Origin of the sequence: Pseudomonas fluorescens, from assembly GCF_900636825.1 — a bacterium.
Classification (GTDB): domain Bacteria; phylum Pseudomonadota; class Gammaproteobacteria; order Pseudomonadales; family Pseudomonadaceae; genus Aquipseudomonas; species Aquipseudomonas fluorescens_BG.
In genome coordinates this window covers 4,517,869-4,531,670 of record NZ_LR134318.1, presented here as the reverse complement: position 1 = coordinate 4,531,670, position 13,802 = coordinate 4,517,869, and the positions used below count along the sequence as shown (strand labels likewise).

The 13,802-nt window shown below is 59.5% G+C and carries 14 protein-coding genes; 7 read left to right on the top strand and 7 right to left on the bottom strand.

Annotated features, from left to right (window positions below; all coding sequences use genetic code 11):
• Positions 1-33: 33 nt before the first annotated feature.
• On the top strand, positions 34-378 hold the full coding sequence (locus EL257_RS20580) for a YciI family protein (protein WP_126365702.1): 345 nt from the start codon (positions 34-36) through the stop codon (positions 376-378).
• Positions 371-1,612: an RNA polymerase sigma factor gene (locus tag EL257_RS20575; protein ID WP_126365700.1), complete on the top strand. Its 1,242-nt coding sequence runs from the start codon at positions 371-373 to the stop codon at positions 1,610-1,612. The genes EL257_RS20580 and EL257_RS20575 overlap by 8 nt, the downstream gene beginning before the upstream one ends.
• A 202-nt stretch (positions 1,613-1,814) precedes the next feature.
• Here the strand turns inward: EL257_RS20575 and EL257_RS20570 are convergent, their stop codons facing one another.
• Entirely contained in the window at positions 1,815-2,669 is an 855-nt protein-coding gene (locus EL257_RS20570; protein WP_126365698.1) for a LysR family transcriptional regulator, read from the bottom strand.
• An 88-nt stretch (positions 2,670-2,757) separates the two neighbouring features.
• Between EL257_RS20570 and EL257_RS20565 the strand changes: the two genes are divergently transcribed.
• Entirely contained in the window at positions 2,758-3,195 is a 438-nt protein-coding gene (locus tag EL257_RS20565; protein WP_126365696.1) for a multidrug/biocide efflux PACE transporter, read from the top strand.
• A gap of 107 nt (positions 3,196-3,302) precedes the next feature.
• Here EL257_RS20565 and EL257_RS20560 read toward each other — a convergent pair whose 3' ends face one another.
• On the bottom strand, positions 3,303-4,061 hold the full coding sequence (locus tag EL257_RS20560; RefSeq protein ID WP_126365694.1) for an SDR family NAD(P)-dependent oxidoreductase: 759 nt from the start codon (positions 4,059-4,061) through the stop codon (positions 3,303-3,305).
• Positions 4,062-4,180: 119 nt separating this feature from the next.
• On the opposite strand from EL257_RS20560, the gene EL257_RS20555 reads away from it, so the two are divergent.
• Positions 4,181-5,077, top strand: coding sequence for a LysR family transcriptional regulator (locus EL257_RS20555; RefSeq protein WP_126365692.1), 897 nt, complete (start codon positions 4,181-4,183; stop codon positions 5,075-5,077).
• 117 nt (positions 5,078-5,194) lie between these two features.
• Here the strand turns inward: EL257_RS20555 and EL257_RS20550 are convergent, their stop codons facing one another.
• Complete coding sequence (locus tag EL257_RS20550; RefSeq protein ID WP_126365690.1) at positions 5,195-6,808, bottom strand: inorganic phosphate transporter; 1,614 nt, start codon at positions 6,806-6,808, stop codon at positions 5,195-5,197.
• A gap of 184 nt (positions 6,809-6,992) precedes the next feature.
• Positions 6,993-8,015 carry a transporter gene (locus EL257_RS20545; RefSeq protein ID WP_126365688.1) on the bottom strand — a complete coding sequence of 341 codons (1,023 nt, stop codon included), beginning with the start codon at positions 8,013-8,015 and terminating at the stop codon, positions 6,993-6,995.
• A 275-nt stretch (positions 8,016-8,290) separates the two neighbouring features.
• On the opposite strand from EL257_RS20545, the gene EL257_RS20540 reads away from it, so the two are divergent.
• Both EL257_RS20540 and EL257_RS20535 read left to right on the top strand, forming a co-directional pair.
• Positions 8,291-9,913, top strand: a complete 1,623-nt coding sequence (locus EL257_RS20540; RefSeq protein ID WP_126365686.1) for a methyl-accepting chemotaxis protein — start codon at positions 8,291-8,293, stop codon at positions 9,911-9,913.
• A gap of 110 nt (positions 9,914-10,023) precedes the next feature.
• On the top strand, positions 10,024-10,446 hold the full coding sequence (locus tag EL257_RS20535; protein WP_126365684.1) for a hypothetical protein: 423 nt from the start codon (positions 10,024-10,026) through the stop codon (positions 10,444-10,446).
• 267 nt (positions 10,447-10,713) lie between these two features.
• Here EL257_RS20535 and EL257_RS20530 read toward each other — a convergent pair whose 3' ends face one another.
• Both EL257_RS20530 and EL257_RS20525 read right to left on the bottom strand, forming a co-directional pair.
• Positions 10,714-11,019 carry a PepSY domain-containing protein gene (locus EL257_RS20530; RefSeq protein ID WP_030142484.1) on the bottom strand — a complete coding sequence of 102 codons (306 nt, stop codon included), beginning with the start codon at positions 11,017-11,019 and terminating at the stop codon, positions 10,714-10,716.
• Positions 11,020-11,161: 142 nt separating this feature from the next.
• Complete coding sequence (locus EL257_RS20525; protein WP_126365682.1) at positions 11,162-12,289, bottom strand: glycerophosphodiester phosphodiesterase; 1,128 nt, start codon at positions 12,287-12,289, stop codon at positions 11,162-11,164.
• A gap of 219 nt (positions 12,290-12,508) precedes the next feature.
• Between EL257_RS20525 and EL257_RS20520 the strand changes: the two genes are divergently transcribed.
• Positions 12,509-12,835 carry a DUF2025 family protein gene (locus tag EL257_RS20520; RefSeq protein ID WP_126365680.1) on the top strand — a complete coding sequence of 109 codons (327 nt, stop codon included), beginning with the start codon at positions 12,509-12,511 and terminating at the stop codon, positions 12,833-12,835.
• A 64-nt stretch (positions 12,836-12,899) separates the two neighbouring features.
• Here the strand turns inward: EL257_RS20520 and EL257_RS20515 are convergent, their stop codons facing one another.
• Positions 12,900-13,628 carry a CTP synthase gene (locus EL257_RS20515; RefSeq protein ID WP_126365678.1) on the bottom strand — a complete coding sequence of 243 codons (729 nt, stop codon included), beginning with the start codon at positions 13,626-13,628 and terminating at the stop codon, positions 12,900-12,902.
• Positions 13,629-13,802: the final 174 nt, after the last annotated feature.

Here is a 13,802-nt window from a genome sequence, read left to right as displayed (position 1 = left end):
CCATAGTTGAGTCGTTCGATTCAGGAGAACGCCATGAAGTATTTATGTCTGGTCTACAGCGATGAGCACGTGCTGCACTCATCTCCCGACAGCCCGGAAGATGCCGAATGCTGGGCTTACGCCGAGTCGATTCAGGGCAGCGGGCGGATGGTGGCGGCGGAAGCGCTGGAGTCTGTGCAAACCGCAACCACCGTACGGATGCGCAACGGCAAGTTGTCGATCACCGACGGCCCGTTCGCCGAGACAAAAGAGCAATTGGCCGGGTTTTACCTGATCGACGCCAAGGATCTCAACGAAGCGATTCAGGTCGCCGGGCATATTCCGGCAGCGCGGGTCGGCAGCGTTGAGGTGCGCCCGGTGCGGCAATTGAATGTCTGAAGTCCGCGCGCGGGTCGAGCAGGTCTATCGCGAAGACTCGCGGCGGATCCTGGCGACGCTGATTCGTCTGCTTGGCGACTTCGACCTCGCCGAAGAAGCGCTGCACGAGGCGTTCTTCGTCGCGGTCGAGCGCTGGCAACGCGATGGCGTGCCAGACAACCCGCGCACCTGGCTGGTGTCCACCGGGCGATTCAAAGCTATCGATGTGTTACGTCGGCGTGCACGGTTCAAGGCGTCGCAGCCGTTGCTGCTGGCGCAACTCGACGAACTGGAACAGGCCGACTGGAGTGGCGAAGACGTGGAAGACGATCGCCTGCGTCTGATCTTCACCTGCTGCCACCCGGCGCTGGCGGCCGATGCGCAGGTGCCACTGACTTTGCGCGAAGTCTGCGACCTCACCACCGAAGAAATCGCCCGCGCCTTTCTCTGCGCGCCGGCGGCGATTGCCCAGCGCATCGTTCGCGCCAAAGCAAAAATTCGTGACGCGAAAATCCCTTACCAGGTGCCCAGCCTGAGCGAATTGCCCGAGCGCCTCGACAGCGTTTTGCGGGTGATTTATCTGGTGTTCAACGAAGGTTATTCGGCTTCGGTCGGGGCGGAGCTGACCCGCGAGGATTTGACCCGCGAGGCGATTCGACTGGGGCGGCTGTTGATGGAGTTGTTGCCGGAACCGGAAGTCATGGGCTTGCTGGCGTTGATGTTGCTGCATGAATCGCGGCGCCCGGCGCGCACTTCGCCGAATGGTGAACTGGTGCTGCTGGATGACCAGGAACGCGCGCTGTGGGATGCCGGATTGATTGCCGAAGGTTGCGCGCTGGTCGAGCGTGCACTGACCACGCGTCGCTTCGGCCCGTATTGCCTGCAAGCTGCGATCACTGCGGTGCATGCCGAAGCGCCGTCGGCGGCGGAAACCGATTGGGAGCAGATCGTGGGCTTGTATGACGTGCTGTTGCGCGCAGTGCCGTCGCCGGTGATCGAGTTGAACCGGGCGGTGGCGGTGGCCAAGCGCGATGGGGCGTTGGCCGGGCTGAACCTGATTGAAGGGATTCTGCAGCGCGGCGAGTTGCAGGATTACCACTTGGCGCATTCGGCGCGGGCGGAGTTTTGTCGGCAGTTGGGTCGGATGGAGGAGGCGCGGTCGGCGTACCTTCGTGCATTGGAATTGACGCGGCAGGAGCCGGAGCGGCGGTTTATCGAGGGGCGGCTTTCGGCGCTGGAATTGCCCTCACCCTAGCCCTCTCTCGGAGGGAGAGGGGACCGATTGGGGGATGCCATGGAAGTACGCCGACCTGAACGCTCAGCAGTGAATCCATAATCGACTCGATATTTCAGGTCGATGTAATCCGCAAGAAACCACGGTCGGCTCCCTCTCCTTCCGGGAGAGGGCTGGGGTGAGGGGCTTTTGGCTTCACGCCGGCTCGCGATTGCGTGCGACGTTATTCCAGCATCTTGCTCAGCAACCAGCTCCCCGCCGGCCCCGGCGGATACAGGCGCGACCACAGCGCATCGACGAACACCGGTTTCGGCCAGCCGCGCACATTCACTTCCACCAGCAAACCATTGGCATAACGCTGCACCAGCCATCTCGGCAACGGTGCCCAGCCAAAACCTTTTTCAGCCATTTCCAGCAGCATCAGATAACTCGGCGCCGACCACACCCGGCCCTTGCCGCGACTGTCATACGGATTGACGATAGTTGCCAGGCGCAACTCGCGATGTTGCTCAAGAATCTGCTGATCGACCTGAGCAAGCGTTGCCAACGGGTGTTCGCGGCTGACGAACAGGGCAATTTCCGTGCGCTCGGCGACGGTCGCGGTCACCAGGTCCGGCGGGTAGTTATCTTGCATCTCCGCGAAAGCCAGATGCGCCCGGCCGCGCTGCACCAGTTCGATCAAGTCATCGCATTCGGCGATCAGGCATTCCAGCTCCAGCTCCGGATAACGCTGCTCGAAACCCACTAATGCCGCCTCGAAACGATAGGACTGATAGGTATCGGAAATCGCTACGGTCAGCTTCGGTTCGACACCTTGCGCCAGTTGCCGCGCGCTCATTTCCAGACGGCTGGTCGCGGCCAGGATTGCCTCGGCTTTTTGCAGCATCACATGGCCGGCGGGGGTGAGCGTCGGCTTGCGGCTGCTGCGGTCGAAAAGCTGCAAATCCAGATCGATCTCAAGGCTGGCCACCGCCGCGCTGATGGTCGATTGGCTACGCCCCAACTTGCGCGCCGCCGCTGAAAACGAACCTTGCGTGGCTGCTTGTACAAACGCCAAGAGCACTTCTTGCGAAGCCATGAACTATCGCCTTGATCGATTGTTATTGGTTTTGAAGTATCGGAGCTCGGCTTGATCATGGCAACCATCGTCAAACAAGGAGTCAGACATGACTGTCCCGAAGTCCATCACCGAGCGGGTGTTCCAGGCCATCGGTTTCGAGTTTCTCGCCATCCTCATCTGCACGCCGTTGCTCGCATGGATCATGCAAAAACCGCTGCTCGACATGGGCGCCGTAACCGTAATGATCGCGGTGCTGGCGCTGGTCTGGAACGTGGTGTTCAACCGGTTTTTCGACCGCGCGCTACTGCGCATGAATATTGCCCATAACGCTTGGACCCGTGTCGTGCACGCCTTGCTGTTCGAGGGCGGTCTGATCGTGATGGGCGTGCCGTTGATTGCCTGGTGGCTGTCGGTCAGCCTGTGGCAGGCGTTTCTGCTCGACGTCGGTGTGCTGCTGTTTTTTCTGCCGTACACCTACGTTTATCACTGGGGCTATGACGTGCTGCGCGAGCGCGTCATGAGCCGCGGCACATGTGAAAGCTGACGACAATCACCGTGTAGGAGCTGCCGCAGGCTGCGATCTTTTGATCTTTGAAATCACAATCAAAAGATCGCACCCTGCGGCACCTCCTACAGGGTCGGTGTCAGTTGTTAGAGAAACATCCCGCCCGAAGCCTCAACCCGTTGGCCGTTGATCCACTGCGCACCGGGTGACAGCAACAGCGCCAGTGCGCCGCCGATATCATCCGGCTGACCGGCGCGCCCCAACGCGGTATTACTGGCGACCATCGCATTCACCGCCGCGTTGTCGCGAACGGTTCCGCCACCGAAGTCGGTTTCAATCGCGCCCGGCGCGAGAATATTCACGCCGATCTGCCGCGCGCCCAGCTCTTTGGCCTGATAACGGGTCAATACTTCCATCGCGCCTTTCATTGCTGCGTAGGCGCCGTAACCCGGCAAGCTGAAGCGGGTCAGGCCGCTGGAAATGTTGATGATTCGCCCACCGTCGTTGATCAGGGGAAGCAATTGCTGGGTCAGAAAAAACGGCCCTTTCAACTGAACATTCATCAGCAGATCAAACTGTTCCGGCGTGGTTTCGGTGAAGAGCGCGTGTACGCCGATTCCAGCGTTATTGATCAAATAATCGAAGCGCTGACGTTCAAACGTCTGCAGCAGCACTTGCTCTACCTGCGCTGCAAACGCAGCAAAGCTGTCGCTGCGGCTCACGTCCAGTTGCAGCATCGCCGCGTTGACGCCCAGCGCGTTCAATTCACTCACCAATGCCTGCGCTTCGTCGGCGCGACTGTTGTAGGTACCGATGATATCGATGCCCTGCGCAGCCAGATGGAGTGCGGCGTTTTTACCGAGGCCGCGACTGGCGCCGGTGATCAATGCAATTTTGCGATTCATGTGATTTCCTCGGGTGCGGTGATGGTGATGGCTTGAGTTTATTTATCCGCCTGATGCTGATAAACAGGCTGAAACCGGAATCACTGATCGGCTAGGCCGAACAATCACGGAGTCGGCACATGAACAAGCTGGAGCTGTTGCGCACGTTCGTACGGGTCAGCGAACTGTCGAGTTTCACCCTCGCCGGCGAAAGCCTCGGGTTGCCGCGCTCCACTGTGTCCGAGCAGGTGCAGGCGCTGGAAAAATTGCTCGGCACGCGCCTGCTGCAACGCACCACGCGCAAGGTGCAGGCGACCCAGGATGGTCTGGTGTTATACGAACGCAGCAAGGACCTGCTCTCGCACATGGACGAAATCGAGGGTCTGTTCCGGCAGGACGAAGCCTCGCTCAGCGGACGGATTCGCATCGACCTGCCGAACATTCTTGCGCGGCGCCTGATCATGCCGCGGCTGCCGCAGTTCATGGCGCGTCACCCGAATCTGCAGCTGGAAATCAGCAGCACTGACCGCCGGGTCGATCTGCTCAGCGAGGGCTTCGATTGTGTCGTGCGCATCGGCGCTCAGCCTGATCAATCGGTGGTTGCGCGGCATCTCGGCGACTTTCCGATGGTCAACTGTGCCAGCCCCGGCTATCTCGAACACTACGGCGTGCCGCAGACGCTGGAAGATCTGGCGCAGCACCGGCTGGTGCATTACGTCGGGGTGCTGGGGTCGCGTTCCGAGGGGTTTGTGTACGAGGAGGGCGGTCAGATAAAACACCTGCCGATGGCCGGCAGCGTGACGGTCAACAGCACCGATGCGTATGAGGCGGCATGCCTGGGTGGTTTCGGTTTGACGCAGGTGCCGCGTACCGGCCTGCAGCCGCATCTGGAGAGCGGCGAACTGGTCACGGTGCTGCCGCAATACACCGCGCCGGCGATGGCAATTTCATTGTTGTACGCGCGGCAGCGACATTTGCCGCTGCGAGTGCGGGTGTTCATGGACTGGCTGGGCGACGTCATCCGCTCAACCCTCTAACCGACACCGCAAACCCCCATGTAGGAGCTGCCGAAGGCTGCGATCTTTTGATCTTGTTTTTCAAAATCACAAGATCGCAGCCTTCGGCAGCTCCTACAGGGGGGATTTGCATGACAGTCAGAAGATTTGGGTGAACAGCCAGTAGAGGCTGCCCGACAGCAGGATGGCCGCCGGCAGGGTTAACACCCACGCCATCAGCAGGTTGCGGATCGTCCTCATCTGCAAGCCGCCGCCATTGGCTACCATCGTGCCCGCCACACCCGACGACAGCACATGGGTGGTCGACACCGGCAAGCCGAACATGTCCGCAGCACCAATGGTCAGCATCGCCACGGTTTCCGCCGATGCGCCTTGCGCGTAGGTCAAATGGGTCTTGCCGATTTTTTCGCCGACCGTCACCACAATGCGCTTCCAGCCGACCATGGTGCCGAGCCCCAGCGCAATGGCCACGGCGATCTTCACCCACAGGGGAATGAACCGTGTGGCGTTGTCGATCTGTTGCTTGAACAGTTGCAATTTGCCGAGCGTGTCGGCGTCGAAATTGCCGACCTTGTTCTTGTCCATCAGGCGAATGCTTTCGCTGGCCAGGTACATGTCGTTACGCACGTTGCCCATGGCTTCGGCCGGGACTTTTGCCAGCGAGCCGTAGCCTTTGACTTCCTCGCCGATGTGGCCGGTGAGGGCGGCGAGGGCAGGGATCAATTGCGGCGTGACCTCTTTGCTGCGCACGTAATCGGACAGCACCGGGCGCGGGTCGGCGGGCGCGGGCATTGGTGCACTCTTCACCAGCGCTTGCTGGGTGACTTGCGCCACGGCGGCAAACTGCAGCGATTGTTCTTCCGGCATGGTGCGGTTCAGCGCATACGCCATGGGTAATGTGCCGACCAGAATCAGCATGATCAGGCCCATGCCTTTTTGGCCATCATTGGAGCCATGGGCAAACGACACGCCGGTGCAGGTTGCGATCAACAAGCCCCGAATCCACCAGGGCGGCGGCGTATTGCCCTTCGGCGCCTTGTACAACGCACGGTTTTTCACAAAGGCGCGCAACGCCAGCAGCAATAGCGCGGCACAACCGAAACCCACCAGCGGCGACAGCAGCAGTGCGTAACCAATCTTGGTCGCTTGCGCCCAGTCGACGCCGCTGGTGCCATCGCGGCCATGCATCAAGGCATTCGCCACGCCGACGCCGATGATCGAGCCGATCAACGTGTGCGAAGACGACGCCGGCAAGCCTAGCCACCAGGTGCCGAGGTTCCACAGGATCGCCGCGATCAACAGGGCGAAAATCATCGCAAATCCGGCGGATGAGCCGACTTGCAGAATCAGCTCCACCGGCAACAGCGCGATAATGCCGAACGCCACCGCGCCGCTTGAAAGCAGCACGCCGAGAAAGTTGAAGAACCCCGACCAGACCACCGCCACATTCGGTGGCAACGAGTGGGTGTAGATCACCGTGGCCACCGCGTTGGCCGTGTCATGGAAACCGTTGACGAACTCGAAACCCAGCGCGATCAACAGCGCCACGCCGAGCAGCAAAAACGGCGTCCAGGTGGTCACCACCGTGCCGAGCTCGTGCATGTCGTGCATCAGGCTGTAAGCGGTGAACAGCATCCCCATCGCCAACACGGCGAAAAAGATCACGTAGGTGAACGGGCCGGGTTTCTTGTCCAGCGCCGGCCTGCCGCTGGCGGCGGGCGTAGGGCTGGCTGTCAGTGAAGGGGTAGCCATGGCGAGCAATCCTGAGCGAGGGAAGGAATGTCGCCCATGATCGTTGCAGAATGTTACAGAGAGAGTGCGTCAGGTCAGTGTTGGTTTATTCAGTGCAAATTAAGAAGATCGCAGCCTGCGGCAGCTCCTACATTTCAGGAGGTGTTCCAGTGTAGGAGCTGCCGCAGGCTGCGATCTTTTGATCTTAATAATCGCCACGCTTGCGAAACGCCCATCGCCCCGCAATCACCGTGAATGTCACAACCAGCGCGACCAGTATCCAAAACCCATGCGGATCCTGCGACAGCGGCACTCCACCCACATTCATGCCGAAAAAACCGGCGATGATGTTGATCGGCAGCGCCAGCACCGTCACCACCGTAAGGGTAAACAGCGTGCGGTTGCTCTGTTCGTTGAGGTTGGCGGCGATCTCTTCCTGCAGCAATTTGATCCGCTCGCCGAGGGCGGTGAGGTCGTTGATGATCAGCGCAAATTCCTCAGTGGATTTGCGCAATTCCTTAACGTCTTCTTTCTGCAACCACGGCGGCGGACGATTGAGCAGGCGCAGCAGAGAACCTGGTTCCAGCGCCAACAATCGTTGCAGACGCACCAGTACGCGACGGTTGGCGCCGAGCTCGGCGCGATTGGTCGCCAGGCGCGAGGAAAGCAATTGGTCCTCTACCTGATCGACGCTCAGGCTGGTCTTGCGCACGATCTGCGTCAGCACTTCGCCCTGATCGCGCAGCAGATGCACGAGCAATTCCGAGGGCGAACGAAAGCACTCGCCGGCCTTCACCGACGAGCGCAATTTGTCCACCGAATGCAGCGGTTGCAGGCGCGCGCTGACAATCAGTTTGCTGCGCACGCAAACCCACAGCGTTGACACGTCGGAGGAGACCATGCTGCTGAGGTTGAACACCACATCGTTGACCACCGCGAGCAACGCCGAGTCGACGTGTTCGATGCGTGTAGAGCGCGAGCCTTCGTGCAGCGCCTCGAAAAATTCATCGGGTAATTGCAGATGGCTTTTCATCCAGCGCTCGCACGCCGCGTGAGCCAGATTCAGGTGCAACCAGAGGAATTCGCTGGTGTCGTTGTCATCCTGCAAACACCGCAGGGCAGTGGCCGAATCGACTTCGCGGCCACGCTCGCCGGGCGAGAAGCGGAAGCCATAAAGCAAGCCAAACAGGTCCGGATCGCGATGGCTGGTGTCGAGGCTGTTGTTCATCAGGGCTCGCTGAAAGGAAGTAGCCGGTGCAGGATTTTCAGGTTCACTGAAGCGGCATCATCGCAAGCTCACATGACCGTTTCATGACAATAAAAAGACATCAAATCAATACGTTGCCGGCTGTCGGAAGATTCTCAAGAAGGGCTCTGGCGCGCCGATCTCAGGTGGGTTAGGTTGCGCGTTATTGGCTTTTGACCACGGTGCGTAGACAGGGAAGTCCGACCATTTCTCACGTCCGCTCGGGCGTGCCTCATCCCTGCTTCGAGTACCTCGCAATGCTGCAAAAATCCCTGAGAGCGCAAATTCTCGCCCTGCTGAGTGGCAGTCTGCTGGCGATGCTGTTGATCGCCTTGGCGTGCTTCCATTTCCTTTCCAATGGCGTGCAAAGCTACAGCCAGTTGATCGCCGGCCCGTTGCACACTTCGCAACTGATCGATGAAGCCAACCTGCAATTCAAGGTGCAGGTACAGGAATGGAAAAACGTCCTGCTGCGCGGCAAGCAACCGGCGGATCTGGCCAAGTACTGGGGCCAGTTCGAAGATCGTCAGCGCGATGTGCAGAATATTCTCGGCGAACTGGCCGGGCAGAAAGGCCTTGAGCCGAGCCTGAAAAACCGCATCGAACGCCTGCGCGATGAGCATCGCCAACTCGGTTCTGCCTATCAGAAGGGCCGCGATGCCTACGTGGCTGCCGGTGGTGATCCGACGGCGGGTGACGCGGCGGTCAAAGGCGTTGACCGTGCCGCCAGTGATCAGATGAGCGAACTGGTCGCCGAGTTGCGGAAGCAAGGCACCGCGCAGTCGGCGCTGATCAGTGCCGAGGCCGATCGCACCGTGTGGCTGGGGCTGTTGGTGATGCTCGCGTCGGGTCTGCTGATCGGGTTGTTAAGCCTGTGGCTAGTCAACCGCAACCTGGTCGAGCCGATCCGCAAACTGATCGATTACGTCACCCAATTGAGTCGCGGCAAACTGGCCGAACGTGTGGTCAGCGACCGTCAGGATGAACTGGGCAATCTCGCCGCTGCGGCCAACACCCTGCGTGATTTCCTCGCCGACACCTTCACCCGTTTGCAACGCAGCGCGTCGGATCTGGACAGCGCCAGCGGCGAGTTGAATGCGATTGCCACGACCATGGCCGGCGGCACCAACGAGCAGTTCAACCGCACCGATCAAGTGGCCACGGCGATGAACGAAATGTCCGCCACTGCGCAGGAAGTGGCGCGTCACGCCGCAGACGCCGCACGTGCTGCCGACGATGCTGACCAGTCCGCCCAGCAGGGTGAAAAGGTCATGCAAAGCACCATCCACTCGATCACTCAGATGCGCGGTGAAATCGCCAACACCGCGACCGTCATCCGTCGTCTGGAAGCCGACAGTGGCCGGATCGGCAAAGTGCTGGAAGTGATTCGCGGCATCGCCGAACAGACCAACCTGCTGGCGCTCAACGCTGCGATCGAAGCGGCGCGCGCCGGTGAAGCCGGGCGTGGTTTTGCCGTGGTCGCCGATGAAGTGCGCAACCTCGCACAGCGCACCGCCGAGTCGATCATCGAGATCAACCAGATCATTCAGAGCGTGCAGACCGGCGCGGTGGACGCGGCGCAAGCCATCGACAGCGGCCAGACGCGCAGTGATGAAAGCGTTGAGCAGGTGACTCAGGCTGGCGCGATGCTGGAGCGCATCACCCACGCGGTGGAAGCGATCCGCGACATGAACCGTCAGATCGCCACCGCCGCCGAAGAGCAGACCTCGGTGGCCGAAGACATCTCGCGCAATCTTACCGAGATCACGTCGATCGCCAGTACCAACCTCGACAACGTGCAGCGCACCGAAAGCGCCAGCCAGAATCTGCATGGTCTGTCCGGGCAACTGAACGAAGTCACTGCACGCCTGAGCGCCTGACGCCAGGGACCGTGTACCGGTTCGGATACCGAGTCGGTACATAGTCGATCTCAAATCGATGCGGGCGTGGTCGATGACCGGTTATCTATCACCGGCATTGGAGCCTTTCCATGGTCAGCATCACTTCTGTTTCGATCAATCAGACCGTCACCACGCCCACCAGCAAAACCGCGATCACCGATGTCGGTGACGACAGCTCAAGCAACGTAATCGCCAGCACCAGCGTGGCGGCCGACACCAGCAAAGTCGCTGCGGGCGGCGGTGCGGCGTCGGCGGGTGACAGCGATTCCAGCAGTGAAGAATCGGATGCGGTGAAGGAGCTGCGCAAGCAGATCGCCGAGTTGCAGCAGCAATTGCAGGAGGAGCAGCAAGCGTTGCAAGCGGCGCAGGCGAAGCAGGAGAATTCTGATGTGAAGATCGCCGAAGTGGCTGCGGCACAGGCGCAGGTCACCGCCACCTCGGCCTCGCTGTTGCAGGCGTTGCAGGATTCCGACAGCAGCACCTCCGGCTCGTTGGTCAGCACCTCGGAATGATGCCTTTTCCCCTCACCCTAGCCCTCTCCCAGAGGGAGAGGGGACTGACTGCTGTGACTATTCGAGGTACGCCGACCTGAGATTTCGAGTTGTACTCAGGTCTTGGATAGCCGCCTGATCGGCTCCCTTTCGCCCTCGCCCCTTGGGGGGAGAGGGCTGGGGTGAGGGGGAGAAAAATCTCACTGACAACACATCAACAAAGCCAAACACCAGACATGAATAAGCCGCACGATTTTTCAATCGTGCGGCTTATTTAACAACTATTTATCAGGTGTCTTGCTTGTTGCTCAACACTTTGCCGGTAGTAGCATCAAAGTCCACGTCGAACTCTTTGCCATCAGCAGTTTTCAGTTCAACTTCGTACTCATAACCGTTGAAGTGGTTATCCAGGTCGGTGTCGGTAATGGTTGCGCCAGGGTGCAGTTTCAGTGCCTCGGCATTCATCGACTCCAGCGACTTGATCTTGCCGTCCTTGACCAGTTGCGGGATCTGATCGATGCGAACATCAGCCTGAGCCAGGCCAGCGGTGAGGGTCAGGGCAGCGGCAGTAAACAGGGCAGTCAAAGTTTTCATCGGTTCATTCCTTGGTTATGCGTAGAAGTGGTTGATCTGTGTAAGTGGGTTCAGATTAACCAGCGCAACTTAACTCACCCTTAAAATCTGACGGCTCTTGTGGGAGCAAGCCTGCTCGCGAAGCAGGCGACTCGATAACAAGTTAGAAACCGTTCTTCTTCAAAACCTCATCAACACTCCCAGTCGCCGGACGCTTATAGAACTTCAGCAATTCACTGGCGCGGTTGGTAAAGATGCCGTCGACACCCGCTGCCATGACTTTCTGGTAATCCACCGGCTCATCGACGGTATAAACATGCACCAGCATGCCTTGGTCGTGGGTGTACTGGTTCATCCAGGGTTGCACCAGATCGGAATAGCTCTGGTCACCACCATGGGTCAGCTTTGCCGAAGGCCCGGTGCCGATCGCGCCCTGGGCCTTGGCGTAATCGACCCATTGCTTGAATTCAGCGTCGGACTTTGGCTCTTGCTTGCCATAGAAAACGTTTTTGTCCTTCTCCCCGGACGCGGCAAACGTCACGCCGGATTTCGGCTCGATGCTGCCTTCGCCGACCCACAACAGCAGAATCTTCGGCACTTGTGGCATTTCCTTTTCCAGCAGTTCGAGGCTGTTTTTATCGAACGTTTGCAGGATCACTTTGCCTTTGCCCTGACCGACACCCAGCGCACTCTTGGCCAGTTTCGAACCGGCGGGACTCAGCCAGCCACGATCCTGCAATTTTTCCTTGAGGTCATGTTCGATGCCGGGAAACAGCTGCGGCTCCTTGGTCTCGATGTACAGGCCGGGCTTGTGCTGCGGGTTGGCCCGGGCGATGTCGATGACTTCATCAAGGGTGAGGATTTTCAGACCGACGTAGGACGGTCGCGCGCGATCCGGGTATTTGGTGTTGAACCAGCTGCCGGCATCGAGGGTTTTCAGTTCGGCCATGGTGAAGGCGGTGGCAGGGCTGTCCTTGCGCTCCGGGAACTTGCTGGCAACGTCGGTGGTGCGTTGCAGGTTGTCGTCATGCAGGGCGAACAGCACGCCGTCCTTGCTGCGCTGCAAATCCATTTCGAGGTAATCGGCGCCGAGGTCGCGGGCCAGCTTGTAGGCCGCGGCGGTGGATTCCGGGGCATCGAACGACGCGCCACGGTGGGCGATCACCGCCGGGTGCGGAATGCCGTGCGCCGCAGCCACGGCTTCCGGGTCGCTGTGACTGGCGGCGTGCGCTTGACCGATGCCGAGCAGGAGACTCAGGACGATAGCGCTTTTGGTGAAAGAGGCGGGCATGTTCGAGATCCTTTCGCAGGTTTTTCAAAGACCTCTCTTTTAACAACTGAATCGATTACGTGCTATCGCCAGACCGACATAAATATATTAAAAGCGATTTTTCCCACGCTTTTGTGGCGCTGTTTGCAGTAGGCTTGCGCTCGGCAGATGCCCCGGCAGAGGGCACGCCGCTGCGTTGCCTTGCGTGTAAACCGTCGATCAATTTTCGTGAGGTTTACCATGCGCATCACCTCCCAACTCATCTGCCAGGCCGCTGACGAGCTCAAAGGCTTCGTCGGCCTCAACCGCAAGACCGGCCAATACATCGTGCGCTTCAGCGAAGACTCGTTCGGCATGGATGTCGCCGACGACGGCATTATCCCGGCCAGTGAATTCGTCTGGGCGCCGGCGTCGGAAACCACCATGACGCTCACGCGCGAGTTGATTCAGTTGCTGCTCGATCAACACATTGACGACCGCATCAACATCACCGAACCGTTGCGCGTTTACATGAGCAAAGTTGAAGTGCCGGAGATTGTTGCGGTGCGGAGTCTGGTACGCGGTTGAGGTTTTGAAGTAGCTGGGCGCCGTCATCGCCAGCAGGGCTGGCTCCCACACTGAATTTCTGCGTTCACAAACCTGCTGTGGGAGTGAGCCTGCTCGCGAAGGCGGCTGCTTTCACGAAGGCCCGAACCAGCGGCGGAGTTATGCCCTTTAGCGCGGCGCGTTCCGGCTGGAACAGCGTGGCGACGAAGAACGGGTGGCTGTTCAGTTCGATAGCGCGCAGATCCCGCGCTGAATCGTGGCCTACCGCTTGTAGCCGGTCGCTCATCAAATGCTGTTCGAACTGCGGATTCACGCCATAACGGCAGCGATAGCCTTCTTCGATTTCAGATTTTTCGTACGCTTTGGCGATCAACGAGCCGGACTGGAGGTGAATGACGTCGATGGCTTCAACCAGCGAACAGGTCACCGGGGTGAGCACCGCGCGTTTGGATTCCGGCGAAGTTTCTCCGTGCTCGGCATCACCCCAGCCCAACACGTTGCGGGAAAATTCCAGCACCGCATGTTGAAAACCGCCACAGGTCCCGAGGAAAGGATGCTGCCCCTCGCGGGCAAAACGAATTGCGCGCAATGCGCCTTCTTCACTCTTGTAAGGGCTGGCCGGCACGCACCAGAAACCGTCGAAGCCAAGCAACGTCGTTTCGTCGTGAATCTGATCGGTGGCCAGCCATTCGAACTGCACCGTCTGGTCAAGGTCTTCGGCGACCAGGCCGATGGCCACTGGAATAGCCTGATGCGCGGTAACTTGCGGATCGTAATCGCCAATCAGCGCGATGCGAATGCTGCGATTGTCCATGGCGTTCCTTGCTCCTTTTGATTGCGTATGCGGTGGACAGCGTCAGTTGTCCCGGCCATTTCACGAGTGGGATTGCTATCACACTGAATCTGCAGCGCCCACAAATCCACTGTGGGAGCGAGCCTGCTCGCGAAGGCCACACCTCAATTCATCGCCAGCCGCAATTGCGATCCA